A 23,820-nucleotide genomic window follows, 5' to 3' on the forward strand; every position below is an offset into this window, starting at 1 on the left:
CGCGGCGGCCGCGAGGCGCAGCCAGGCGGGGGCGCGCAGCCGCGCCGCGAGCGCGGCGCCGAGCGTTGCGAGGAGAAGCGCGAAGCCGAGCCTCTCCGCGACCCAGGCGGCCGTGGCGGAGGCCGTCACGGCAGCTCCGCCTGCCGGTCGAGCCAGGCCCGATTGAACATTGCGTGCCGGATGGTCAGGTCGCGCTTGTCGGCCCACACGACATGGATCGCGCCGGACGGATCCGCCGTCATGAACGGATAGGTGATCTCGCCGGGAGCATCCTCCGGCATTTCCGCAATCCGGGCGATCCGCCGCCACGACACGCCCCCGTCCTTCGAGACGGCGAGCGTGAGGTTCGTCTCGCGCCGCGCGCTGTCGCCGAAGACGAGAAGGAGCGTGTCCGGATCGAGCCGCAGCAGCCCGGCCGGTCCGCCGGGATTCGGGAGCCCGGTCGGGCGGACGGCCGACCAGGTCGCGCCGCCGTCCTCCGTATGGGAGGCGAAGAGGTGCGGCGCGCTGCTTCTCCCCCGCCGCATCAGCGCGACCGCACGCTCCGCATCGAGCGCCGCGATCGCCGGCTGGATCGCGATCCGGCCGCCGCTTCCGAGCCGTCTCTTGTCGACGAGCGCGCCGTCGGGACCGAGGACCAGCAGCTCGGGGAACTTCGCCGCCATCTCGTGATAGGCGGGAACGCCCGCCAGCCCCCCGGCGAACTGGACCGGCCGGGTCTTCACCAGGGTGGAGAGGTTGAAGAACGGCGACGTCACCAGCCGCTCGGCCGCACTCCAGCTCGCCCCGTTGTCATGCGAGCGCTTCAGGTTGAGCTGGCTCGTCGCCCAGCCGCCGAGGCTGACGCTGACATAGACGAGCCAGAGCTCGCCGTCCGGGCGGGGCACGAGGACGGCATTGCCGACCGTGTTGACGTAGCGGCCGAGCTCGCGTCCGGTGGCCTCCCCCGAGGTCACTTTCCGCGGCGCCTCCCATCTCCCGCCGGCGAACCGGGCCGACCGGATCTCGACGTCGGGCGCGCCCTCCTCCGAGCCCTGGAACCACACGGCGAGGAGGCCGCCGTCGCCGGTCGGGGCGATCGACGGGGCGTGCAGGAGGCCCGCCTCGCCCCGCGCGACGACATCGGTCCTGAAGACCGGCTCCGCTCCGGCGGGATCCGCGACGGTGCCGGGGACGAACCGGTACTCCGCCGCCGGAACCGCGAGGCCGGCCGCCGCGAGCGCGACGAAAACGAGCGCGGCGGCGCCTGCCAGAACGGACGAAAGCCGCCGGGGGGCGGCGGCCTTCGGAATCTCGGCTTGCATCGGGGTCGGCCGGTCAGGCCGGAATGATCCAGCGCTGGACGTCCCGCAGGTCGTTCAGATGCTTCTCGGCCGCGGCGCGCCGGACGTGATCCTCGCCGAAATCCACGAGGTCCTCCTCGGCGTCCCGGACCTGCTTCGCGATCATCTCGGCGTTGAGCTCCTCGACCCGCACCGCGTATTCGGCGAGCACCGTCAGCGCGCTGCCGCTCACGTCAGCGAAGCCGCCCCGGACGAAGATCCGGCGGACGTCGCCGCCGATCCCGGTGATCTCCACCACGCCCGGCTTCATGATCGTCATGAAGGGCGCATGGTCCGCGAGCACGGTGAAATAGCCCTCCACGCCCGGGACGACGACCTGCGCCACCTCTTCCGAGATGAGCAGGCGCTCCGGCGAGACGAGGTCGAAATGCAGCGGTCCGGCCATCTCTTGGTCCCCTCGCCCGCCCCGTTACGCGGCTTCGGCGAGGCGCTGCGCCTTCTCGATCGCCTCCTCGATGGTGCCGACCATGTAGAAGGCCGCCTCGGGCAGATGGTCGTACTCGCCGTCGACGAGGCCCTTGAAGCCCTTGATCGTGTCGGCGAGGTCCACGAGCTTGCCCGGCGCCCCGGTGAACACCTCGGCCACGAAGAAGGGCTGCGACAGGAAGCGCTCGATCTTGCGCGCGCGGGCGACGGTCAGCTTGTCCTCTTCGGAGAGCTCGTCCATGCCGAGGATCGCGATGATGTCCTGCAGGGACTTGTAGCGCTGCAGCGTCTGCTGGACGCGGCGGGCGATCGTGTAGTGCTCCTCGCCGACGATCATCGGGGAGAGCATGCGCGAGGTGGAATCGAGCGGGTCGACGGCCGGGTAGATGCCCTTCTCCGCGATCGAGCGCGACAGCACGGTGGTGGCGTCGAGATGGGCGAAGGAGGTCGCCGGCGCCGGGTCGGTCAGGTCGTCCGCCGGCACGTAGATCGCCTGCACCGAGGTGATCGAGCCCTTGGTCGTGGTCGTGATGCGCTCCTGCAGCGCGCCCATGTCGGTCGCAAGCGTCGGCTGGTAGCCCACCGCCGAGGGAATGCGGCCGAGAAGCGCCGACACTTCCGAACCCGCCTGCGTGAAGCGGAAGATGTTGTCGACGAAGAACAGCACGTCCTGGCCCTGGTCGCGGAAGTGCTCGGCGACGGTCAGCCCGGTCAGCCCGACGCGGGCGCGCGCGCCCGGCGGCTCGTTCATCTGCCCGTAGACGAGCGCCGCCTTGGAGCCCTGGCCGCCGCCCTTCTTGTTCACGCCGGACTCGATCATCTCGTGATAGAGATCGTTGCCCTCGCGCGTGCGCTCGCCGACGCCGGCGAACACCGAGTAGCCGCCATGCGCCTTCGCGACGTTGTTGATGAGCTCCATGATGAGCACGGTCTTGCCGACGCCGGCGCCGCCGAAGAGGCCGATCTTGCCGCCCTTCGCGTAAGGCGCCAGCAGGTCGACGACCTTGATGCCGGTCACGAGGATCTCGGCTTCCGTCGACTGCTCGACATATTCCGGCGCGGGCTGGTGGATCGCGCGGGTCACGCCGGTTTCGAGCGGACCCGCCTCGTCGACCGGCTCGCCGATCACGTTCATGATGCGCCCGAGCGTCTCGTCGCCGACCGGCACGGAGATCGGCGCGCCCGTGTCGCGCACCGGCTGGCCGCGCACGAGGCCATCGGTCGCATCCATCGCGATGGTGCGGACCGTGTTCTCGCCGAGGTGCTGGGCGACCTCGAGCACGAGCCGGTTGCCGTGATTGTCCGTCTCCAGCGCGTTCAGGATCGCCGGGAGCTGCCCTTCGAAATGCACGTCGACGACGGCGCCGATCACCTGCCGGACCGTCCCTACGTTCGCGTCTGTTCCGTTCGCCATCTCATCCTCATCCATTCGTGGGCGCCCGGAGCGCGCCATATATGCCGCAGCAAGTGAAAGCGTGGAGCCCGCCCGGCTCGCCTCCGGCGTCAGATCGAGCCTGGGCGTTGGCCGGATCGGGGCGCCGTTCGATGTGCCGGGGCCGCTTCATCCCCCGTCACGGTCGGCCGCGCATTGATCCGTTCGAGATGCTCGAGGACCGGATCGCTTGTCTCGTCGCCCATCAAGGGCTCCGCCGATGCGCCGGCCGGTCTCCAGCCATTCCCGCTTCCGATTATAGCGCCTCCGCACCCGAAATGATCTCGATCAGTTCCTTCGTGATCTGGGCCTGGCGCTGCCGGTTGTAGGAGAGCGTCAGCCCCTCGATCATCTCGCCCGCGTTCCGCGTGGCACTGTCCATCGCGCTCATCCGCGCGCCCTGCTCGGAAGCCGCATTCTCGAGAAGCGCCCGGAAGATCTGCACGGCCATGTTGCGCGGCAGCAGGTCGGCGAGGATCTCCTCCTCGCTCGGCTCGTACTCGTAGACGGCCCCGTTCGACTGCTGGCTGCCGTTCCCGGCCGGCAGGTCGACCGGAATGAGGCGCTGTGCCGTCGGGATCTGCTGGATCACGGAGCGGAAGCGCGAGTAGTAGATCGTCGCGACGTCGAAGTCGCCCGCATTGAAGCGGTCGAGGACCTTGGCGGCGACGCTCTGCGCCTCCGCGAAGGAGATCTGCTTGACGGCGCGGAAGTCCATGCGCTCGACGATGAGCGACGAGAACTCCCGCCGCATCAGGTCGTAGCCCTTCTTGCCGACGAGGAAGATCTTGACGGTCTTGCCCTGCGCGACGAGGCGGCGCGCGTCGTCGCGCGCCAGGCGGGTGATCGAGGCGTTGAAGGCGCCCGCAAGGCCGCGCTCCGCCGTAAAGACGACGAGGAGATGGGTCTCGTCGCGCCCGGTGCCCGTCATCAGCGCGGGCGCGCCCTCCGCGCCCGCCATCGAGCCTGCGATGTTGGCGAGCACGCGCCCCATCCGCTCGGCATAGGGCCGGGCCGACTCGGCCGCCTCCTGGGCACGGCGGAGCTTCGCCGCCGCGACCATCTGCATGGCCTTGGTGATCTTCTGCGTCGCCTTCACCGAGGCGATGCGATTGCGCAGATCCTTGAGGCTCGGCATCCGCCGCTATCTCCGTATCGGCGGGGGCTTACGCGAAATTCTTCGCGTAGCGGTCGAGCAGCGTCTTCAGGCGGTCGCGGATCGCGTCCGTGAGCTGGCCCTCGGTCCGGATCTGGTCGAGCAGGTCCTGGTTCTCGGTCCGCAGCAGCGTCAGCAGCCCGTCCTCGAACGGGCGCACCTGGGCGAGCGCCAGCCGGTCCAGATAGCCGTTCACGCCGGCGAAGATCACCGCCACCTGCTCTTCCGTCTTGAGCGGCGAGAATTGCGGCTGCTTCAGGAGCTCGGTGAGCCGCGCGCCCCGGTTCAGCAGGCGCTGCGTCGCCGCGTCGAGGTCCGAGCCGAACTGCGCGAAGGCGGCCATCTCGCGGTACTGCGCGAGCTCGCCCTTGATGGTGCCGGCGACCTGCTTCATCGCCTTGATCTGCGCCGCCGAGCCGACGCGGGAAACCGAGAGGCCGACATTCACCGCCGGACGGACGCCCTGGTAGAAGAGATCCGTCTCCAGGAAGATCTGGCCGTCGGTGATCGAGATCACGTTGGTCGGGATGTAGGCGGAGACGTCGTTCGCCTGCGTCTCGATGACCGGGAGCGCCGTGAGCGATCCGGCGCCGTGCGCGTCGCTCATCTTCGCCGCGCGCTCGAGCAGCCGCGAGTGCAGGTAGAACACGTCGCCCGGATAGGCCTCGCGGCCGGGCGGCCGGCGGAGCAGCAGCGACATCTGGCGGTACGCCACGGCCTGCTTCGAGAGATCGTCGTAGCCGATCAGCGCGTGCATGCCGTTGTCGCGGAAATACTCGCCCATTGCGCAGCCCGCGAAGGGCGCGAGGAACTGCAGCGGCGCCGGGTCGGAGGCGGTGGCGGCGACGACGATCGAGTAGTCGAGCGCGCCGCGCTCCTCGAGGACGCGGACGAACTGGGCGACCGTGGAGCGCTTCTGCCCGACGGCGACATAGATGCAGTAGAGCTTCCGGTTCTCGGCGTTCTGGTCGAAGGCCGGCTTCTGGTTCAGGAAGGCGTCGAGGATGATCGCGGTCTTGCCGGTCTGGCGGTCGCCGATGATGAGCTCGCGCTGGCCGCGGCCGACCGGGATGAGCGCGTCGATCGCCTTGAGGCCCGTCGACATCGGCTCGTGCACGGACTTGCGCGGGATGATGCCCGGCGCCTTCACGTCGACGCGGCGGCGCTCGCTCGCCTGGATCGGGCCCTTGCCGTCGATCGGGTTTCCGAGCGCATCGACCACGCGGCCGAGCAGGCCCATGCCGACCGGCACCTCGACGATGGCGCCGGTCCGCTTGACCGTGTCGCCCTCCTTGATGTCGCGGTCCGGGCCGAAGATCACCGCGCCGACATTGTCGGCCTCGAGGTTCAGCGCCATCCCGCGGATGCCGCCCTCGAACTCCACCATCTCGCCGGCCTGCACGTTGTCCAGGCCGTAGATGTGGGCGATGCCGTCGCCGACGGTCAGCACCTGCCCGACTTCAGAGACCTCCGCCTCCTTGCCGAAATTGCGGATCTGCTCCTTCAGGATGGAGGAGATCTCTGCGGCCCGAATATCCATCAGCCGACCTCTTTGAGATGAGTCTTCATTGTCATGAGTTTGGTGCGAAGCGAGGTGTCGATCATGCGCGAGCCGACCTTCACGATCAGGCCGCCCAGAATGCCGGGATCGACGCGCGCCTCGAGCGTCACGTTCTTGCCGAGCCGCTCGCGGATGGCCGCCTTCAGCTCGGACTTCTGCGCCTCGCTGAGCGGGTGCGCCGACGTCACGGCCGCCACCGTCTCGCCGCGCTCGCGCGCCAGGAGCTCCTGAAACGCCTTCAGGATGCCAGGCAAAGCGAAGAGCCGCCGGTTATGCGCCACCAGGCGCACGAAATTCGCGACCAGGCCCGCAATTTCCGCCCGCGCCAGGACGGCCGCGATCGCCCGCTCCTGATCGGCTGCCGAGAAGACCGGGCTCGCCACCAGCCGCCGCAGGTCGGCGCTCTCGTCCAAGAGGGCCCCGACGCGCTTCATGTCTCCTTCGATCGTCTCGAGCCGGCCCTCGCTCTTGGCGAGCTCGAAAAGGGCCGAGGCGTAGCGTTCGGATACGCCAGAAACGGAGGAGGAGCGATCTGTCACGCGTTTCTCTCTGTCTGCGCCCGACATCGGCCGGTCGCGGATTGGTTTCTTATGGGCATGGCAGAGGATGCCCGGCCGAGGCCGGGAGCCGGCCGGAGGTCGTCTAGCATAGGCCCCTGGGGGGCGCAACACGACCGAAGTCCCGATTCCCCAGTTCTTGCCGCACTGCGAAAAGCCAGGCCCCGCCGGGGCGCTCAGAGGAAGCTTATCGGGTCGACGTCGACGGCGATGCGGACGCTGCCGCGGGTCTTCGGCGCGCCGGCATCCAACAGCGCCACAATGTCCGCAACTTCCCAAAGCCGGTCCGTCACGCCAGCAGCCATTGCAGGCGTCGTCCCCAGCGTCGAATGGATACGGACGAAGTTGTAATACATGAAGTGGAGCGCGACCGAATGGGCGTGGTTCTCCACCTTCTTTGAGAAGGAGTTCGTGAGTCGGGTGAACCGGCGGATGTGCATCCGCATCGTCAGGTTCTGCCGTTCCGCATAGGACGTGCTGACGTGCGCCGGATCCGGCGAGCCTTCCACGCGCAGCTTGCAAGCGCCAACGCACTCGGCAGGGCTGTAGCGGCGGGTTGGACCTTCTGGTGCCGCACCATAGAGCTTAACGAGCTGCGCATAATCCACATCACCGCCGAATGTGCCCTCGACCGCTTCGAGATAAGCCCGATGGCCGTCGCTGGTAAGCTGAACGCGATTGCCGAGGCGGGACCGCAGATCGTCCATAAGGGCCATCGCATATTCGCTGTCGCGTCCGCCGACGAGCCATGACACGACCAGCTTGCTGTCGGCGTCGATCGCCGTCCAGGTCCAAGTGTCGCCGGCATGATCGACCACGCCCTTTGCCGTCGCGGCGTTCTTCTGCTTGGCGTAGGTGAATGACCAGATTTCGTCCACTTGGCAGCGACGTGTCTGCACTTCCCGCACATGCTCGTCGTGATAGGCAGCACACGCCCTGCCGGCGTCGATCAGCAGCTTTGTGACAGTGTTCTTGCTGACGCCAGTGATCCGAGTGATCGCCCGGATCAACTGGCCCTCGCAGAGCAAGTGAAGGATTTGGGTGCGGGCTTCAGCGGGCAGCTTGTTCATGGCCTGACCCTATTCCATGCTCAACAGTAGGCCAAGCATATAGGTCAGTTTGCGTTTACGCGCAGGTTGGCATATTCTGCCGACTCACCGGGATGAGAGTGCATCATGGACTACAAAACGCCGGGCCAACTCATTGGGGGTTTATTGAAGGAGCGCGGGTGGACGCAACGGGTGCTGGCGGTGGTCCTGGGGGTGGACGAGACGGGCATCAATCGGCTTGTGGCCGACAAGCGCGCGGTTGACGCTCCAATGGCCCTCGCTCTGGAGGAAGTGTTCCAAGTCCCTGCAGAACGCTTCCTCGAACTCCAAAGGGGGTTCGATCTCGCGATGGCTCGGATCACGGCGCGGGCTGATCCGGCGAGGGCTACACGCGCCCGCCTGTATGGTGACTTGCCGGTCGCGGATATGATCAAGCGGGGGTGGATCGTCGCGAAAGATGTGCGCGACCCAGCAGTCGAACCGGAACTGCTACGATTCTTTGGCACGAACCGCGTTGATGACATCGAAATCCTTCCTCATGCGGCCAAGAAGACGCAGGTGAGCGATCCTGCGAGCCCGGCGCAGATTGCTTGGCTTTACCGGGTGAAAAAAATCGCGAGCGAGATGCTGGTGGGCAAATTCGGCCGACAGAGCGCGGAAGCGCTGGTCCCGAAGCTAAAGCAACTCCTTTTAGCGCCGGAGGAGACTCGCAAGGTGCCGCGCCTTCTTGCCGAGGCAGGCATCCGGTTTCTAGTTGTAGAGACGCTGCCCGGCGCCAAGATTGACGGCGTTTGCTTCTGGCTCAACGACCGAGCCCCCGTCGTCGCGTTGACTATGCGGTTTGATCGCATCGACAACTTTTGGTTCGTGCTCCGTCATGAGCTCGAGCATGTCCTGCGTGAGCACGGCAAAACGCATGTCATGCTAGATGCGGAACTCGATACCAGCGGCAGCGATCCTTCCATGCCTGAGGATGAGAGAGTTGCAAATGACGCGGCTGCCGACTTCTGCGTCCCGAAAAAGATGATGGATGCCTTTTATGTGCGTAAGGCTCCTTTCTTTCACGACCGGGACATCCTCGCTTTTGCGAAGATGATCAACGTACATCCAGGCTTGATCGCGGGGCAGATACGCCGCCGCACAAATCGGTACGACAGGTTCGGAAATTACCTGGTGAAAGTGCGTTCCTCCGTGCTTCCTAGTGCCGTCGTGGACGGATGGGGAAGCATCTATCCCGTTGAATGAAAGGAGACATGATGTCTAAGAAACGGGAAATGCAGCGCCTCATCCGGGCTTACAAGGACGAGACCGGCGAGCGCGAAATTGATATGAAGAAGGTTGCGAAATGGGCGGCAGGTAAAGGCTGGCCTTTGCCCACACCGCAGAATCCGCTCGACATGCTCGCCAAGCAGTTCGCAGAGGCGGCTCGCGAGGAAATTCGCCGGGACGATGCGACCGGCAGACCTTACCGCGCCAACCATTCCTTTGTCACAATGCACGGCAGCGAGCAGTTGCACCTGTGGATCGACATCGATGAGGCTGAACGAGGACCGTTCCTTAAGTCGGCGGTCACACGGCGTGAGCAGATGGTCGGTGACGGACTGCAACTGACGCTCGACATGATGCACTGGAACAGGATCAACCCGGACAAAGAGCCTATTGATCTTCCAATGGATCTGACTTTCGATATTGAGCTTCGTCTCAATGCGCCGGATGAGGATGAAGGCGCGGCCTAGCCCGCCTTCTTCCATCGTGCAGCAGCGGCGGTCCGAGCAATCTCTGACCGCTGCTCTGGCGTCAGCGCCTTCATCCGGGCCTTCGCGCCCTTCAGCCCGCCCTTGCGTGCGCTCGCCAGCGGCTTCTTATCCTCTGCTTCGCCAGTTGCGATGTCCACAACTCGCTTGGCGAGCTGGTTTGTGTCGCGGGGTCGCTTTGGGATTCTGGCCGTCATGTCGGGAATATGCACCCGACCGCGCCCGACATCCAGCGCCGTCAAGGGCGGCTAATTTCAAACTGACCCACCACCGAGGCGCCGATTCCCCAGTTCTTGCCGCACTGCGAAAAGCCGGGCTCCGCCGGGGCGCTCAGAGGAAGCTTATCGGGTCGACGTCGACGGCGATGCGGACGCTGCCGCGGGTCCTCGGCGCGCCGGCGAGCCAGGTCCCGAGCCAGTCGTGCAGAATCGCGGAATTCTTCGCCTGGACGAGCAGCCGGAAGCGGTGTCGTCCCCTGAGCACCGCAAGCGGCGCCTCGGCCGGACCGAGCAGGCGGACGCCTTCGGCCGGCGGAGCGGCGCGCGCCATCGCCCGCGCATGCGCCTCCGCGGAGGCGCGGTCGTCCGCGCTGACGAGGATTGCGGCGAGCCGTCCGAAGGGCGGCAGGCCGCCGCGCATCCGCACGGTGCATTCCTCCTCGTAGAACGCCTCCCTGTCGCCGGCGACGATCGCCCTCAGCACGGGATGGTCGGGTGCGTAGGTCTGCAGGAGCCCTCGGCTCTTCTGGCCGGCACGGCCGGCCCGTCCGGTGACCTGCGTCAGGAGCTGGAACGTCCGCTCGGCGGCGCGCGGATCTCCGTTGGCGAGGCCGAGATCCGCGTCGACCACGCCGACCAGCGACAGGCCCGGAAAGTTGTGGCCCTTGGCGACGAGCTGCGTCCCGATCACGATGTCGATCTCGCCGCGTTCGATCGCCTCGAATTCCTGCCGCATGCGCAGGATGCCGCCGGCGAGGTCGCTCGAAAGGACCAGCACCCGCGCGTCGCCGAAGCGCTCCACCGCTTCCTCATGAAGGCGCTCCACGCCGGGACCGCAGGCGACGAGGCTGTCGGCGGCCCCGCAATGCGGGCAGGTCTCCGGACGCCGCTCCTCGTGCCCGCAATGGTGGCAGGCGAGGATGCGCCGGAAGCGGTGGTCGACGAGCCAGGCCGAGCAGTTGGGGCAGGCCATCCTGTGGCCGCAGGTGCGGCAGAGCGTGAGCGGCGCGTAGCCCCGCCGGTTCAGGAAGAGGAGCGTCTGCTCGCCCGCCGCGAGCGTCTGCGCGATCGCCTCGACGAGCGGGGGAGCGAGCCAGCGGCCGCGTTCGGGGGGATCGGCGCGAAGGTCGATCGCGCGGATCTCGGGCGCGCTCGCTCCGCCGAAGCGGGCGGGAAGCCGCAGATGCCGATAGCGTCCGGCGCGGGCGTTGACCCAGGTCTCCACCGACGGGGTGGCGGAGGCGAGCACGATCGGGAAGCCGGAGAGCTGCGCCCGCACGACCGCCATGTCGCGGGCATTGTAGAGGACGCCCTCCTCCTGCTTGTAGGCGGCCTCGTGCTCCTCGTCGACGACGATCAGGCCGAGATCGGGAAACGGCAGGAAGAGCGCGGAACGGGCGCCGACCACCGCCCTCACCTCGCCTTGGGCGACCCCGCGCCAGATCCGCTCGCGCAGGCGGGGCGGCACCTCCGAGTGCCATTCCGCGGGGCGGCTTCCGAACCGCGAGGCGAAGCGGTCGAGGAAGGCGAGCGTGAGCGCGATCTCGGGCAGGAGGATGAGCACCTGCTTGCCTCGCCGGAGCGTCTCCGCGGCCGCCTCGAAATAGGTCTCCGTCTTGCCCGAGCCCGTCACGCCGTCGAGGAGCGAGACCGAGAATGTCGCCGCCCTGGCCGCCTCGACGAGCGCATCGGCGGCGGCGCGTTGCGGCGCGCTCAGATCCGGCCGGTCGAAACCGGGATCGAGCGCGGCCGCGATCGGCCGCTGCGGGATGGTGACGCGTTCGAACGTGCCGTGGTCGAGCAGCCCGTCGATGACGCCCGGCGACACGCCGGCGGCGGCGGCGAGGCCTGACTTCGACCAGGCAAGTCCGTCCGCGGCCGCCTCGATCGCCTTCCGGCGCGCCTCGGTCATCCGGGCAGGCGGCGGGCCGGCGAGCCGGATGCCGGTCATCGGCTTCTCCGGCTCGAGCGCCGCCGGCACGCGCAGGACCATCCGGAGCACCATGCCGGGCGGCGTCAGCGTGTAGCGGGCCACCCAGTCGACGAAGCGGATGAGCGTCTCGGGGAGCGGCGGCGCGTCGAAGACGTGCGCGACCGGCCGCACGCGCTTCGGGTCGACCCCGCCCGGCTCGCCCGGCCACACGGCGGCGAGCGTGATCCGCGGCCCGAGCGGGACGGCGACGATCGTGCCGGGCGCGAGCGGGCGCTCTGAACTGTAGGTATAGGCGCCGGCGACCGCGACCGGCACCAGCACGCTGACGAGATGGGTCACGGCGCGGTCCGGATCGCGGGCCGCCACGGCTGACGAAGGCGACTCATTCGACTAGAAGGACCCTCAACAGAGGCAATCCGCAATCCGGGACGCGATCGGACCCAGCATGAAGTTCTTTGTCGACACCGCCGACGTCGGTGAAATCCGCGAGCTCGCCGAGGCCGGCCTGCTCGATGGCGTGACCACCAATCCGTCGCTCATCATGAAGGCCGGTCGCTCCATCCACGACGTGGTGGCGGAAATCTGCGCCATCGTCGAGGGGCCCGTCTCGGCCGAAGTGGCGGCGCTCGATTTCGACGGGATGCTCGCGGAAGGGCGCAAGCTCGCGGAGATCGCCGAGAACGTGGCGATCAAGGTGCCGCTCACCTGGAACGGCCTGAAGGCGTGCCGCGTGCTCACCGGCGAAGGCCACATGGTGAACGTCACGCTCTGCTTCACGGCGAACCAGGCGCTTCTCGCCGCGCGCGCCGGCGCGACCTTCGTCTCCCCCTTCATCGGCCGGCTCGACGATATCGGGCTCGACGGCATGCAGCTCATCGAGGAGATCCGGACGATCTTCGACAATTACGCCCATCTCGAGACCGAGATCCTCGCCGCCTCGATCCGGAGCCCGAACCACGTCAAGCTCGCCGCACTCGCCGGCGCGGACGTCGCCACGGTGCCGCCGGCCGTCATCAGGGGCCTGGTCGACCACCCGCTCACGGAGAAGGGGCTCGAGATCTTCCTGAACGACTGGAAGAAGACGGGCCAGACCATTCTGTGACCGGCCGGAAGGCCGCCGCCTCAACCCTTGCTTAACCCTCCGCGGGCGAGGCTTTCCCGGATGCGCCCGGCCTCTCCCGCCCCGATCCTCGTCGCCGCCCGCGCGGAGCTCCGCGCCGCCGTCGAGGACTGGCTCGCGCATCTCGCGCTCGAGCGGAGGCTCGCGGCGAACACGCTCGAGGCCTACCGGCGCGACCTCTGGCAGTTCCTGCACTTCCTCACCCGGCATCTCGGCGAGCCGCCCGGCTTCGAGGCGGTCGCGGCGCTCCGCACCGCCGATCTCCGCGCCTTCCTCGCCGCGCGGCGGAGCGCGGGGGCGGGGCCGAGGACGCTCGCCCGGCAGCTCGCCGCGCTGCGCTCCTTCGCGCGCTTCCTCGACCGGCGCGGCCTCGCCGCGAATGCCGCCTTCACGACCATGCGCGCGCCGAAGCAGCCGAAGAGCGTGCCGAAGGCGCTCACGGTCGCCGATGCCGAACGCGTGGTCGACACCGCCGACGCGCTCGCCGAAACGCCGTGGATCGCCGCGCGCGACACCGCCGTGCTCATGCTCCTCTATGGCTGCGGCCTGCGCGTCTCCGAGGCGCTCGCCATCCGCCGCCGGGACGCCCCGGTCGCCAGAGGGGAAGCCGCCGGAGGGGAAGCCGCCGGAGGGGAAGCCGCCGGAGGGGAAGCCGCCGGAGCGGAAGCGCTCCGGGTCCGCGGCAAGGGCGGGCGGGAGCGCATCGTCCCGGTGCTGCCCGTGGTGAGCGCCGCGATCGAGGCCTATCTCGCGGCCTGTCCCTACGTGCTGGAGCCGGACGGCGCCCTCTTCCGCGGCGCGAAGGGCGGCCCGCTCTCGCCGCGCATCGTGCAGCTCGCGGTCGAGCGCCTGCGCGGCGCGCTGGGGCTCGAGCCGTCGCTCACCCCGCATGCGCTCCGCCATTCCTTCGCGACGCATCTCCTCGGCGCCGGCGGCGACCTGCGGACCATCCAGGAACTGCTCGGCCATGCGAGCCTTTCCACGACCCAGATCTATACGGCCGTGGACACAGCGAGGCTGCTCGACATCTACCGGAACGCGCATCCGCGGGCATGACAATCACGCTCTTTTGAGCGGGGCGGCCTAGGCCGCATCCCTGCCTGGGACTAGTTTCCTCCGATGCGGCGTGCGCTGACGCCGTTCTGAACGGAGGCCTCGATGCTGAGAACTATCACAGGCTTGCTCGCAGCCTCCGCTCTCGGGCTCACCGCTACGGCGGCGATGGCCGAGTGCGGGTTCCACCAGAAGCAGGTCATGGCCAGCACGGCTGAGGACCGGCCCGCGGTGGTCGAGACCGTTCCGGATCAGACGCCTTCGGTCGTCGCGCAGGCCGAGCTCCGGCAGGCGCAAACCGAGAAGCCGGCCTGCCCCGCGGGTCAGGCGGGCTGCGGCGCTGCAACCAAATAGGGCGCCGCGCGTTTTCCTGTTCTCCTAGTCCAAGTCAGCTGCGCCGGCTCGTCGAGCCGGCGCTCTTTTTTTGGACGGCCGCTCAGATGTGGATCGGCTTGAAGCTCGCGGCCATCGCCGCCTCGCGCACCGCCTCCGACATGGTCGGGTGCGCATGGCAGGTCCGCCCCAGATCCTCGGCCGACCCGCCGAATTCCATCAGCACGGCGCCCTCGTGGATCATCTCGCCGGCGCCCGCTCCCACGATGTGCATGCCGAGGACGCGATCGGTCGCGGCGTCCGCGAGCACCTTCACGAATCCCTCGGTCCGGTTCATCGCCCGGGCGCGCCCGTTCGCGGTGAAGGGGAACTTGCCGACGCGATAGTCGATCCCGGCCGCCTTCAGCTCCTCTTCCGTGCGGCCGACGGAGGCGATCTCGGGCATGGTGTAGATGACGCTCGGGATCACCTCGTAGTTCACGTGGCCCGCCTGCCCCGCCAGGATCTCGGCGACCGCGACGCCCTCGTCCTCCGCCTTGTGGGCGAGCATCGGCCCGGCGATGACGTCGCCGATCGCATAGATGCCCGCGACATTGGTCTGGAAATGGCCGTCCACCTTGACGCGCCGGCGCTCGTCGAGGGCGACGCCCGCCTCCGCCAGGCCGAGCCCGTCGGTGTAGGGCCGCCGGCCGATCGAGACGAGCACGACGTCGGCCGGGATCGTCTCCGTCGCGCCCTCGCCGCTCGCCGGCGCGACCGAGACCGCCAGGCCCTCGCCGGCCGGCTCCACGCCGGTCACCTTCGAGCCGAGGCGGAAGGCGATGCCCTGCTTCTGCAAGATGCGCTGCGACTGCTTGGCGACCTCGCCGTCCATGCCGGGCAGGATGCGGTCGAGGAATTCGACGACCGTCACCTCCGAGCCGAGGCGGCGCCATACCGAGCCGATCTCGAGGCCGATCACGCCGGCGCCCACCACGATCAGGCGCTTCGGCACGGCCTTCAGCTCGAGCGCTCCGGTCGAGGTGACGACACGCTCCTCGTCCGTCTCCACGCCGGGGAGCGGCGCGGAATCGGAGCCGGTCGCGATCACGATCGCCTTCGCCGCGAGTTCCTGGACGCCGCCGTCCCCGGCGGTGACCTCGACCCTCCCCGGACCGAGAATCCGGCCGGCTCCGTGGAAGCTGTCGATCTTGTTCTTCTTGAAGAGGAAGGCGACCCCTTCGACGTTCGACTTCACCGTGGCGTCCTTGTGGGCGAGCATCGCCGGCAGGTCGAGCTCGGGCGAGACCTTGATGCCGAGCTTGTCGAAGCCGTGGCCGGCCTCCTCGAACATCTCGGAGGCGTGGAGGAGCGCCTTCGAGGGGATGCACCCGACATTGAGGCACGTCCCGCCATGCGTCGCCCGCTTCTCCACGACCGCCGTCTTCAGGCCGAGCTGGGCGGCGCGGATGGCACAGACATAGCCGCCCGGGCCGGTGCCGATCACGATGAGGTCGTATGTGTCGGGCATTTCGTCCTTCCGTAGACGTTCGGCGCTCAGGTGAAGAGCGCGAAGAGCATGACGAGGAGCCCGGCCACCGAGACGGTCCAGACGAAGCTCCGGAAATAGGGAATGCCGGCCAGATAGAGCGGCAGGTAGACGATGCGGCTCCAGAACCACACATGCGCCCCGACTGCCCCCGCGCCGCCGGCCTCGCCGGACACGGCAAGGGCGAGCGCGAGGCCGACGAAGGCCGGATAGGTCTCCAGGAAATTGCGGAGCGCGCGTTCCGAGCGCCCCGTCAGGGGTTTCTGCGCCGCATGCGGCTCGTCGCGCGGACCGACATTGTAGTCGCGTCCGGTCTCGCGCGTGACGGCGACGGCCTGCACGGTGATGTGCACGAGGAGAAGGAGAACGCTCCAGCCGAGGAGGCTCAGTTCCGCCGGAAGTCCGGCCGCGTTCTCCATCGTGTCACCCTTGCGTCGGTCAGAGGTCCAGCACGAGGCGCTGCGGGTCCTCGATCGCCTCCTTCACGCGGACGAGGAAGGTGACCGCCTCGCGGCCGTCCACGATCCGGTGGTCGTAGGAAAGCGCCAGATACATCATCGGGCGCACCACGATCTGCCCGCTTTTCACGACCGGCCGCTCCTCGATGCGGTGCATGCCGAGAATCCCGGATTGCGGCGCGTTGAGGATCGGCGTGGAGAGCAGCGAACCGTAGATGCCGCCGTTCGTGATGGTGAAGGTGCCGCCCTGCATCTCCTCGAGCTTGAGCTGCCCGTCGCGCGCGCGCCGGCCGTAATCGCCGATCTTCTTCTCCACCTCGGCGATCGAGAGCTGGTCGGCGTCGCGCACGACCGGCACGACCAGCCCACGCTCGGTGCCGACGGCGACGCCGACATGGTAATAGTTCTTGTAGACGAGGTCCTGGCCGTCGATCTCGGCATTGACGGCCGGCAGTTCCTTCAGCGCATGGACGCAGGCCTTCACGAAGAAGCCCATGAAGCCGAGCTTCACTCCGTGCTTCTTCTCGAAGAGGTCCTTGTAGTCCTTGCGGAGCTGCATCACCGCGCTCATGTCCACGTCGTTGAACGTGGTCAGCATGGCGGCGGTGTTCTGGGCGTCCTTCAGCCGGCGCGCGATCGTCTGCCGGAGCTTGGTCATCCGCACCCGCTCCTCGCGGGCCTCGTCGGGCGGTGCGGACGGCGCGCGGACCGAAACCGGGGCGGGAGCCGGCGCAGCCTGCGGCGGCTGATAGGCGAGCACGTCGCCCTTGAGGACCTGGCCGCGCTTGCCGGAGCCCGCCACGTCCTCGGCGGCGATGCCGCGCTCTTCCATCAGCTTCCGCGCCGCCGGGGCCGGCGGCATGTCGGTCTTGGCCTTGGCCGCCGGTGCGGCGGGCGCGGCGGCGGCCGCTTCGGCCTTCTTCGGCGCCGGGCGCTGCTTCGGCTCCTCGGGACCGGCATTGATCGGGGCCGCCTTGCCGACGGCGCCCTCTGCGAGGCTGCCGAGCACGGCGCCGACCTCGACGGTCTCGCCTTCCTTCACGGTGATCGCCTCGAGCCGGCCCGCGCTCGGCGCCGGCACCTCGATCGTGACCTTGTCCGTCTCGAGCTCGACCAGCGGCTCGTCCTGGGCGACCTGATCGCCCTCCTTCTTGAACCACTGGCCGACGGTGGCTTCCGTCACCGATTCGCCGAGTGTCGGAACCTTGATGTCCGTTGCCATGTCATCCTTCCATGGGTCGCCGCCGGCACCGGGCGCTCAGCCGAGCGCCTCGCCGAGAAACTGTTCGCGCTGCGCGAGGTGCTTCGACATGAGGCCCGTCGCCGTCGCGGCCGAGGCCGCCCGCCCGGCATAGCGGAGCGTCTTGTCGGAGATCTTCAGCATCTCGAGGACCGCCCGCATGCGCGGCTCGACGAAGAACCAGGCGCCCATGTTCTGCGGCTCCTCCTGGCACCAGACGAGGTCGGCGTTCGGGAAGCGCGCCAGCACCTCGCAGATCGCCTTCATCGGGAACGGATAGAGCTGCTCCACGCGCAGCAGGTAGACGTCGTCGATCCCGCGCTTCTCGCGGTCCTCGTAGAGGTCGTAATAGACCTTGCCCGAGCACAGCACGATCCGCCGGATCTTGTCGTCCGCCACGAGCCTGGTCTGCTCGTTCGGCAGCACCTCGGCGTCGTCCGCCAGCAGCCGGTGGAAGGTCGAGCCCTGGGCGAGATCGGAGAGACGGGAAACCGCGCGCTTGTGGCGGAGCAGCGACTTCGGCGTCATCAGGATCAGCGGCTTGCGGAAATTGCGCAACATCTGCCGGCGCAGGATGTGGAAATAGTTCGCCGGCGTCGTGCAGTTGGCGACCTGCATGTTGTCCTCGGCGCACATCTGGAGATAGCGCTCGAGGCGGGCGGAGGAATGCTCCGGTCCCTGGCCCTCATAGCCATGCGGCAGCAGGCAGACGAGCCCTGACATCCGGAGCCACTTGCGCTCGCCCGACGAGAGGAACTGGTCGAAGATCACCTGTGCGCCGTTGGCGAAGTCGCCGAACTGGGCTTCCCAGAGCGTGAGCGCGTTGGGCTCCGCCAGCGAGTAGCCGTATTCGAAGCCGAGCACCGCCTCCTCGGACAGCATCGAGTTGATGACCTCGAAATGCGCCTGCTCTCCGCCGAGATGGTTGAGCGGGGTGTAGCGCTTCTCGGTCGCCTGGTCGTAGAGCACGGCATGGCGCTGGGAGAAGGTGCCGCGCTCGACGTCCTGCCCCGAGAGGCGGATCTTGTAGCCTTCCTTCAGGAGCGATCCGAAGGCGAGCGCCTCGCCGAAGGCCCAGTCGATCCCCTCCCCGCTCTCGATCACGGCCTTCCTGTTGTCGAGGAAGCGCTGGATCGTGCGATGGACCTTGAAGTCCTTCGGAACCCGGGCGAGACGCTTCGCGATCTCGCGCAGCGTATCCTCGGGAACGCCCGTGTCGCTGACGCGCCGCTCGTCGCTCGCCTGCGGCGTGGTCAGTCCCGACCATGCGCCGTCCAGCCAGTCGGCCTTGTTCGGGCGGTAGGTCTGGGTCGTGTCGAATTCCTGGTCGAGCCGCTGGCGCCACTCCGCCTTCGTCCGCTCCACCTCCTCGGCGCTGACGAGCCCCTCCGAGACGAGCTTCTTCGCGTAGATCTCGAGCGTGCTCGGGTGGTTGCGGATCGCCTTGTACATCAGCGGCTGGGTGAAGGCCGGCTCGTCGCCCTCGTTGTGGCCGAAGCGGCGGTAGCAGAACATGTCCACCACCACCGGCTTGTGGAACTGCTGCCGGAATTCGGTCGCGACCTTGGCCGCGAAGACCACCGCCTCCGGGTCGTCGCCGTTCACGTGCAGGATCGGCGCCTCGACCATCTTCGCCACGTCGGACGGATAGGGCGAGGAGCGCGCGAAGCGCGGATTGGTGGTGAAGCCGATCTGGTTGTTGATGATGACGTGGAGCGAGCCGCCGGTGCGATGGCCGCGCAGGCCCGAAAGGCCGAAGCACTCCGCCACGACGCCCTGGCCGGCAAAGGCGGCGTCGCCGTGGATCAGGAGCGGCAGCACCTGGGTCCGCTTCTTGTCCTCGAGCTGGTCCTGCTTGGCCCGCGCCTTGCCGAGGACGACGGGGTCCGCGATCTCGAGATGCGAGGGATTGGCCGTCAGCGAGAGATGGACCTTGTTGCCGTCGAACTCGCGGTCGGACGAGGCGCCGAGATGATACTTGACGTCGCCGGAGCCCTCGACGTCGTCGGGCGTGAACGAGCCGCCCTTGAACTCGTGGAAGATGGCGCGGTGGGGCTTGCCCATGACCTGCGCCAGCACGTTGAGGCGCCCGCGATGCGCCATGCCGAGCACGATCTCGCGCACGCCGAGCGCGCCGCCGCGCTTGATGATCTGCTCGAGCGCCGGGATCAGCGACTCGCCGCCGTCGAGGCCGAACCGCTTCGTTCCGGTGTAGCGGACGTCGAGGAACTTCTCGAAGCCCTCTGCCTCCACCAGCTTGTTGAGGATCGCCCGCTTCCCCTGCTCGGTGAAGGTGATCTCCTTGTCGGGGCCTTCGATGCGCTCCTGGATCCACTGCTTCTCCTCGGGCGAGGAGATGTGCATGAACTCCACGCCGAGCGTCGAGCAATAGGTCCGCCGCAGGATCGCAAGCATCTCGGGGATGGTCGCGAACTGCATCCCGAGCACGTTGTCGATGAAGATCCTGCGCTGGTAGTCGGCTTCGGTGAAGCCGTAGCTCGAGGGATGCAGCTCCTCGTGGTCGCGGCGCGGGGCGAGGCCGAGCGGGTCGAGATCGGCATGCAGATGGCCGCGCATGCGATAGGCGCGGATCATCATCAGCGCGCGGACGGAATCGCGCGTGGCCTGGAGCACTTCGGGTTCGGACAGCTCCACCCCGCGCTTCTGCGCGGCGGCCGTCACCTTCTGGGTGACGCGGGTCTCGATCGGCGCCCAGTTGCCGTCGAGGGCGGCGACGAGTTCGCCGTTGGCGAGGATCGGCCAGTCCGGCCGGCGCCAGCTCGCGCCGCGCGCCTCGGCGATGACCCGGGCGCTCTCCTCCTTCAGGCCGGTGAAGAAGTCGCGCCAGTCGGGTTCGACCGAGCCGGGATCCTGCTGGTAGCGTGCGTAGAGGTCTTCGATGTAGGAGGCGTTGCCGCCGTAGAGGAAGGACGAGGTTTGGAAGGCTTCGTTGGTGTCTTGCCGTGGCATCAGCTCTATCGGACCTCTCCGGCCCGCGCTCCTTTCTGCGGTCGCCCGCCCCGCTCAGGGCGACCTTGACCCCATGCCGGCACCCGTCGGCCCCGGCGATCCCCGACGTCGGCTTCCGCTGCCGACGCGAAGCAGCGACCCCGGCCTTGCGGGCCGCGGGCCTGATCGGCGTCTGGTCCGCCTAGCATGAGACGGTAAACGGACAGGTCACTTCCGCCCGCTACCCCTACCTATGCCTTCATGCCGGCATGACAATGGCCCTCACGCGAGCGAGGGCTGGATCTTGCGGCAGGCGGCGATCAGTCCTTCGACCGAATCGACCGACTTCTGGAACATCTGGCGCTCGGCGCGGTCGAGCTCGATCTCGACCACCTTCTCGACGCCGCCGGCCCCGATCACGACCGGCACGCCGACATAGATCCCGTCGAGCCCGTACTCGCCCTGGAGATAGGCGGCGGCGGGCAGCACGCGCTTCTTGTCCCTGAGATAGCTCTCGGCCATGGCGATCGCCGAGGCGGCCGGCGCGTAGAACGCCGATCCGGTCTTCAGCAGGCCGACGATCTCCGCGCCGCCGTCGCGCGTGCGCTGGACGATCTCGTCGAGCCGCTTGCCGTCGAGCCAGCCCATCTTCACGAGATCCGGCAGCGGGATGCCGGCGACCGTCGAGTAGCGCGTCAGCGGCACCATGGTGTCGCCGTGGCCGCCGAGCACGAAGGCCGTGACGTCCTCGACGGAGACGCCGAGCTCCTCGGCGAGGAAGTAGCGGAAGCGCGCGCTGTCGAGCACGCCGGCCATCCCGACCACCTGGCTCGCCGGCAGGCCGGAGAACTTCTGCAGCGCCCACACCATCGCGTCGAGCGGGTTGGTGATGCAGATGACGAAGGCCTCGGGGGCGTACTTGCTGATCCCGGCGCCGACCTGCTCCATCACCCTGAGATTGATCTCGAGCAGGTCGTCGCGGCTCATGCCCGGCTTGCGCGGCACGCCCGCGGTGACGATCACGACATCGGCGCCGGCGATCGCCTCGTAGCTCTGGGTGCCGGAGATGCGCGCGTCGAAGCCCTCGACCGGCGAGGATTGCGCGATGTCGAGACCCTTCCCCTGCGGCACGCCCTCCTGCACGTCGAAGAGGACGATGTCGCCGAGCTCCTTGAGGCCTGCGAGAAGCGCGAGGGTTCCTCCGATCTGGCCGGAGCCGATCAGCGCGATCTTGTTTCGGGCCATGAGCCTCTCTGCCTTCCGTTTACGTAAGGGGCGGGTCCTGCGGTCGGCCGGTCAGTAGCCCGATTGGCGGGACGAGGCAAGCCGCAGCGCGGCATTCCGGTACACAAGTGCGTTTCCGATTCCGGCCGCTCACGCCGCGCCGGCGCCCGCCTCCGCCCGCGGCTCGCGCCGTTCGCGATAGGCGTCGGACTGCATCTCGACGAGACGGGAGGCGGTGCGCTCGAATTCGCGCGCCTCGACGCCCGAGGCGCCGTGCCACAGCCCGGCCGGCGCGGCGTCGGCGGACGCGAACAGCCGCACGCCGTTGTCGTAGAGCGTGTCGACGAGATTGATGAACCGCTTCGCCTCGTTGCGGGTCGCCGGGCTCATCACCGGGATGTCGGAGATGAAGAGCGTGTCGAAGCTCCGCGCGATCCGCAGATAGTCGCTCGCCCCGAGCGGCCGGGCGCAGAGCTCCGCGAAGGTGAAGCGGGCGACGCCGTCGGCAGCCTCGGGCACGAGAATGCGCCGGCCCTTGTTCTCGATCTCGGCCGGGTCGCCATGGGCGCGGCCCGTCAGTTCCCGGAACGCGGCGTCGAGCTTCTCGTCGGCGGCCATGCCGGAGGGCGTGATGTAGACGGGCCTCGTCCCCGTCTTCTCCAGCCGGAAGTCCCGCGGGGCGGCGAGGTGGAAGACCGCCATATGCGCCTCGATCAGCGCGATCGCCGGCAGGAAGAGCGCGCGGTTGAGCCCGTCCTTGTAGAGCTCCCGCGGCGGCGTGTTCGAGGTCGTCACGATCGCGACCCCCTGCCGGAAGAGATGGTCGAGCAGCCGGCCGAGGATCATCGCGTCGGCGATGTCGTTGACGGCGAACTCGTCGAGACAGAGGAGCCGCGCCTCCCCCGCGAGTTCGGCCGCCACCGGCGGGATCGGGTCGTCGCCCTTGACCTCGCCCCTGCGGAGGCGGCGGCGGAACGCCTCGAGGCGCTTGTGGACCTCGTCCATGAACTCGTGGAAATGGACCCGCCGCTTGCGCTCGTTCGGGGCGGCCGCGAAGAAGAGGTCCATGAGGAGCGTCTTGCCGCGTCCGACCGAACCCCAGACATAGAGGCCCGTCGGCTCCTGCGCCCTCGCCTTGGCGAACAGCCAGCCGAACGCCTTCCGCTTGGAGCCGAGCCGGCGCTCGGCAAGCGTCGCGACCAGTCCGTCGAGCTCGACCGCCAGCGCCCGCTGGACGGGATCGGGCTCGATCGCGCCGGCCCGCGCCAGCGCCTCGTAGCGTCCTAGAACCGAGTCCTGCATCGCGTTCACGGGCGGGAGCGATAGACGCGCGCCGCGGGTCGCACAAGCGCCCTGGCGCATCCCCGCCCCGCGCCGCGCGGAGCGGCGTCCGTCAGGCGGCCGGGTCGAGCTTCCGGAAGTCCTCGCGGAGCTTCTCGAAATTGCTGCCGGCCGCGAGAATGCAGGATTCGCCGCTCGTCTTCGTCATCAGGATGGTCCACGTCCCGCGCTCGGACGCGAAGAACTGCATGAGCCGGTCCTGATTGACGGTGCCGATGCTGACCGGTGTCTCCCGGTACTTCTTCGCGAGCAGCTGCACCATCTTGTCGTGGCGGGCGCATTGCGGCCCCTGTTCCGCCGAAGCCGCTCCGGCAAACAGGCCCGCGGCGACCGCGGCGAGCGCGAAGGAATGAAAACGTCGCATCCTTGCCCCTTCCCAGATGCACCGGGGCGATCGGCGGCGGATCCCACCCGCACGGCCTCACACGGGTTCTGCCAGAAGGCGTCCCGGTGGACCCCGGCAAATCAACGCACGAAGAGCGTCAATTGCAATCTATCGGGAGATTGCACTGCAGCAAACGGGACATTCCGTCCCGCCCGCGAAGCGCGCCGCCATGCGCGCTTTATGCAACAGGCCCGAAGCGCGCCGCCATGCGCGCTTCATCCAGCAGGCCCGAAGTGCGCGGCCATGCGTGCCTTATGCAGCAGGCGGGAAGCGCGCCACCATGCGCGCTTCATCCAACAGGCCCGAAGCGCGCCACCACACGCTTCATGCAGCAGGCCCGAAGCGCGCCACCATGCGCGCTTCATCCAACAGGAATATGACGGGCGCTCACCGATTGAAGGAAACTGCGGCGCCGGCTTCCGTCTGGCCGTTGAACTGCGTCTTCGAGCTCGGATAGAGGCGCGCGACCGTCGCCCCCGAGCCGTCGACCAGGCGGACCTGGTTGCCCTCGAGGTTCCAGGCCGAAACGCCCTGCAGGCCGGGCGCGGAGCAGCCGCGCGTCGTCGCCCGGTAGCCGCCGGTCCAGGTCGTGAGCGACATGAAGAGCTGGCAGGAGCTGCCGCTGGAGGAGATCGTCCAGCCGCCGAGGAGGTCGGTCCTGCCGACCTCGACGCCGCCACCCGGCGCCGGCGCCGGCGCCGTGGCGGCGGGCCCGACGGAGGCCATCTGTGCGCCCGGCGGGTTGGTGCCGGGCGCACCG

22 protein-coding genes are annotated in these 23,820 nt (G+C 68.4%); 5 read left to right on the top strand and 17 right to left on the bottom strand.

Annotated elements, in window-relative coordinates; all coding sequences use genetic code 11:
* Nucleotides 1-125 precede the first annotated feature (125 nt).
* The 7 genes from E4O86_RS16330 to E4O86_RS16360 form a co-directional block, all read right to left on the bottom strand.
* Nucleotides 126-1,304 (bottom strand): sialidase family protein, encoded by a 1,179-nt coding sequence (locus tag E4O86_RS16330; RefSeq protein ID WP_161141621.1) that lies wholly within the window; start codon nt 1,302-1,304, stop codon nt 126-128.
* 13 nt (nt 1,305-1,317) lie between these two features.
* Nucleotides 1,318-1,728: a F0F1 ATP synthase subunit epsilon gene (locus E4O86_RS16335; protein ID WP_161141622.1), complete on the bottom strand. Its 411-nt coding sequence runs from the start codon at nt 1,726-1,728 to the stop codon at nt 1,318-1,320.
* Nucleotides 1,729-1,752: 24 nt separating this feature from the next.
* Nucleotides 1,753-3,183 carry a F0F1 ATP synthase subunit beta gene (atpD, locus tag E4O86_RS16340; RefSeq protein ID WP_161141623.1) on the bottom strand — a complete coding sequence of 477 codons (1,431 nt, stop codon included), beginning with the start codon at nt 3,181-3,183 and terminating at the stop codon, nt 1,753-1,755.
* Between the two features lie 274 nt (nt 3,184-3,457).
* Nucleotides 3,458-4,339, bottom strand: coding sequence for a F0F1 ATP synthase subunit gamma (locus E4O86_RS16345; protein WP_161141624.1), 882 nt, complete (start codon nt 4,337-4,339; stop codon nt 3,458-3,460).
* A gap of 28 nt (nt 4,340-4,367) precedes the next feature.
* On the bottom strand, nt 4,368-5,897 hold the full coding sequence (gene atpA / locus E4O86_RS16350; protein ID WP_161141625.1) for a F0F1 ATP synthase subunit alpha: 1,530 nt from the start codon (nt 5,895-5,897) through the stop codon (nt 4,368-4,370).
* Nucleotides 5,897-6,457 (bottom strand): F0F1 ATP synthase subunit delta, encoded by a 561-nt coding sequence (locus tag E4O86_RS16355; RefSeq protein WP_343039178.1) that lies wholly within the window; start codon nt 6,455-6,457, stop codon nt 5,897-5,899. The genes atpA and E4O86_RS16355 overlap by 1 nt, the downstream gene beginning before the upstream one ends.
* 194 nt (nt 6,458-6,651) lie before the next feature.
* Nucleotides 6,652-7,545 carry a DDE-type integrase/transposase/recombinase gene (locus E4O86_RS16360; protein WP_161141627.1) on the bottom strand — a complete coding sequence of 298 codons (894 nt, stop codon included), beginning with the start codon at nt 7,543-7,545 and terminating at the stop codon, nt 6,652-6,654.
* A 105-nt stretch (nt 7,546-7,650) separates the two neighbouring features.
* Here E4O86_RS16360 and E4O86_RS16365 point away from each other — a divergent pair, with 105 nt between their 5' ends.
* Both E4O86_RS16365 and E4O86_RS16370 read left to right on the top strand, forming a co-directional pair.
* On the top strand, nt 7,651-8,769 hold the full coding sequence (locus E4O86_RS16365) for a helix-turn-helix domain-containing protein (protein ID WP_205520924.1): 1,119 nt from the start codon (nt 7,651-7,653) through the stop codon (nt 8,767-8,769).
* A gap of 11 nt (nt 8,770-8,780) precedes the next feature.
* Nucleotides 8,781-9,260, top strand: coding sequence for a hypothetical protein (locus E4O86_RS16370; protein WP_161141628.1), 480 nt, complete (start codon nt 8,781-8,783; stop codon nt 9,258-9,260).
* Here the strand turns inward: E4O86_RS16370 and E4O86_RS16375 are convergent.
* Both E4O86_RS16375 and E4O86_RS16380 read right to left on the bottom strand, forming a co-directional pair.
* Nucleotides 9,257-9,520: a histone H1 gene (locus E4O86_RS16375; protein WP_246206450.1), complete on the bottom strand. Its 264-nt coding sequence runs from the start codon at nt 9,518-9,520 to the stop codon at nt 9,257-9,259. The two genes, E4O86_RS16370 and E4O86_RS16375, sit on opposite strands and share 4 nt — an antisense overlap.
* 88 nt (nt 9,521-9,608) lie before the next feature.
* A complete protein-coding gene (locus E4O86_RS16380) occupies nt 9,609-11,768 on the bottom strand; it encodes a primosomal protein N' (RefSeq protein WP_161141629.1) in 2,160 nt (719 codons plus the stop codon).
* 106 nt (nt 11,769-11,874) lie between these two features.
* On the opposite strand from E4O86_RS16380, the gene fsa reads away from it, so the two are divergent.
* The 3 genes from fsa to E4O86_RS16395 all read left to right on the top strand — a co-directional run bounded on the left by fsa (nt 11,875) and on the right by E4O86_RS16395 (nt 13,956).
* Nucleotides 11,875-12,531 (top strand): fructose-6-phosphate aldolase, encoded by a 657-nt coding sequence (fsa, locus tag E4O86_RS16385; protein ID WP_161141630.1) that lies wholly within the window; start codon nt 11,875-11,877, stop codon nt 12,529-12,531.
* A 60-nt stretch (nt 12,532-12,591) separates the two neighbouring features.
* A complete protein-coding gene (locus E4O86_RS16390) occupies nt 12,592-13,605 on the top strand; it encodes a tyrosine recombinase XerC (protein WP_161141631.1) in 1,014 nt (337 codons plus the stop codon).
* 102 nt (nt 13,606-13,707) lie between these two features.
* Nucleotides 13,708-13,956, top strand: a complete 249-nt coding sequence (locus E4O86_RS16395) for a hypothetical protein (protein WP_161141632.1) — start codon at nt 13,708-13,710, stop codon at nt 13,954-13,956.
* A gap of 82 nt (nt 13,957-14,038) precedes the next feature.
* Here E4O86_RS16395 and lpdA read toward each other — a convergent pair whose 3' ends face one another.
* The 8 genes from lpdA to E4O86_RS16435 form a co-directional block, all read right to left on the bottom strand.
* Nucleotides 14,039-15,445, bottom strand: coding sequence for a dihydrolipoyl dehydrogenase (gene lpdA / locus E4O86_RS16400; protein WP_161141633.1), 1,407 nt, complete (start codon nt 15,443-15,445; stop codon nt 14,039-14,041).
* Nucleotides 15,446-15,471: 26 nt separating this feature from the next.
* The gene (locus tag E4O86_RS16405; protein ID WP_161141634.1) at nt 15,472-15,882 is read right to left on the bottom strand and encodes an MAPEG family protein; all 411 of its coding nucleotides are present in this window, start codon (nt 15,880-15,882) and stop codon (nt 15,472-15,474) included.
* Nucleotides 15,883-15,901: 19 nt separating this feature from the next.
* On the bottom strand, nt 15,902-17,143 hold the full coding sequence (gene odhB / locus E4O86_RS16410) for a 2-oxoglutarate dehydrogenase complex dihydrolipoyllysine-residue succinyltransferase (protein ID WP_161141635.1): 1,242 nt from the start codon (nt 17,141-17,143) through the stop codon (nt 15,902-15,904).
* Between the two features lie 36 nt (nt 17,144-17,179).
* Nucleotides 17,180-20,131: a 2-oxoglutarate dehydrogenase E1 component gene (locus E4O86_RS16415; protein ID WP_161141636.1), complete on the bottom strand. Its 2,952-nt coding sequence runs from the start codon at nt 20,129-20,131 to the stop codon at nt 17,180-17,182.
* A gap of 261 nt (nt 20,132-20,392) precedes the next feature.
* Entirely contained in the window at nt 20,393-21,355 is a 963-nt protein-coding gene (gene mdh, locus E4O86_RS16420) for a malate dehydrogenase (protein ID WP_161141637.1), read from the bottom strand.
* Between the two features lie 129 nt (nt 21,356-21,484).
* Nucleotides 21,485-22,636: a cell division protein ZapE gene (gene zapE / locus E4O86_RS16425; RefSeq protein ID WP_161141638.1), complete on the bottom strand. Its 1,152-nt coding sequence runs from the start codon at nt 22,634-22,636 to the stop codon at nt 21,485-21,487.
* A 91-nt stretch (nt 22,637-22,727) separates the two neighbouring features.
* Nucleotides 22,728-23,039, bottom strand: coding sequence for a hypothetical protein (locus tag E4O86_RS16430; RefSeq protein ID WP_161141639.1), 312 nt, complete (start codon nt 23,037-23,039; stop codon nt 22,728-22,730).
* Between the two features lie 408 nt (nt 23,040-23,447).
* On the bottom strand, nt 23,448-23,820 hold a 373-nt coding region (locus E4O86_RS16435; protein ID WP_161141640.1), incomplete at its 5' end, for an AprI/Inh family metalloprotease inhibitor.

The organism is Propylenella binzhouense (genome assembly GCF_009866965.1).
Classification (GTDB): Bacteria; Pseudomonadota; Alphaproteobacteria; order Rhizobiales; family Afifellaceae; genus Propylenella; species Propylenella binzhouense.

Coding starts and splice junctions, on each gene's coding strand:
- E4O86_RS16330 (WP_161141621.1), bottom strand. CDS start 1,304: ATGCAAGCCGAGATTCCGAAGGCCGCCGCCCCCCGGCGGCTTTCGTCC.
- E4O86_RS16360 (WP_161141627.1), bottom strand. CDS start 7,545: ATGAACAAGCTGCCCGCTGAAGCCCGCACCCAAATCCTTCACTTGCTC.
- E4O86_RS16365 (WP_205520924.1), top strand. CDS start 7,651: ATGGACTACAAAACGCCGGGCCAACTCATTGGGGGTTTATTGAAGGAG.
- E4O86_RS16390 (WP_161141631.1), top strand. CDS start 12,592: ATGCGCCCGGCCTCTCCCGCCCCGATCCTCGTCGCCGCCCGCGCGGAG.
- E4O86_RS16370 (WP_161141628.1), top strand. CDS start 8,781: ATGTCTAAGAAACGGGAAATGCAGCGCCTCATCCGGGCTTACAAGGAC.
- mdh (WP_161141637.1), bottom strand. CDS start 21,355: ATGGCCCGAAACAAGATCGCGCTGATCGGCTCCGGCCAGATCGGAGGA.
- E4O86_RS16415 (WP_161141636.1), bottom strand. CDS start 20,131: ATGCCACGGCAAGACACCAACGAAGCCTTCCAAACCTCGTCCTTCCTC.
- fsa (WP_161141630.1), top strand. CDS start 11,875: ATGAAGTTCTTTGTCGACACCGCCGACGTCGGTGAAATCCGCGAGCTC.
- E4O86_RS16430 (WP_161141639.1), bottom strand. CDS start 23,039: ATGCGACGTTTTCATTCCTTCGCGCTCGCCGCGGTCGCCGCGGGCCTG.
- E4O86_RS16405 (WP_161141634.1), bottom strand. CDS start 15,882: ATGGAGAACGCGGCCGGACTTCCGGCGGAACTGAGCCTCCTCGGCTGG.
- atpD (WP_161141623.1), bottom strand. CDS start 3,183: ATGGCGAACGGAACAGACGCGAACGTAGGGACGGTCCGGCAGGTGATC.
- odhB (WP_161141635.1), bottom strand. CDS start 17,143: ATGGCAACGGACATCAAGGTTCCGACACTCGGCGAATCGGTGACGGAA.
- atpA (WP_161141625.1), bottom strand. CDS start 5,897: ATGGATATTCGGGCCGCAGAGATCTCCTCCATCCTGAAGGAGCAGATC.
- E4O86_RS16335 (WP_161141622.1), bottom strand. CDS start 1,728: ATGGCCGGACCGCTGCATTTCGACCTCGTCTCGCCGGAGCGCCTGCTC.
- zapE (WP_161141638.1), bottom strand. CDS start 22,636: ATGCAGGACTCGGTTCTAGGACGCTACGAGGCGCTGGCGCGGGCCGGC.
- lpdA (WP_161141633.1), bottom strand. CDS start 15,445: ATGCCCGACACATACGACCTCATCGTGATCGGCACCGGCCCGGGCGGC.
- E4O86_RS16395 (WP_161141632.1), top strand. CDS start 13,708: ATGCTGAGAACTATCACAGGCTTGCTCGCAGCCTCCGCTCTCGGGCTC.
- E4O86_RS16345 (WP_161141624.1), bottom strand. CDS start 4,339: ATGCCGAGCCTCAAGGATCTGCGCAATCGCATCGCCTCGGTGAAGGCG.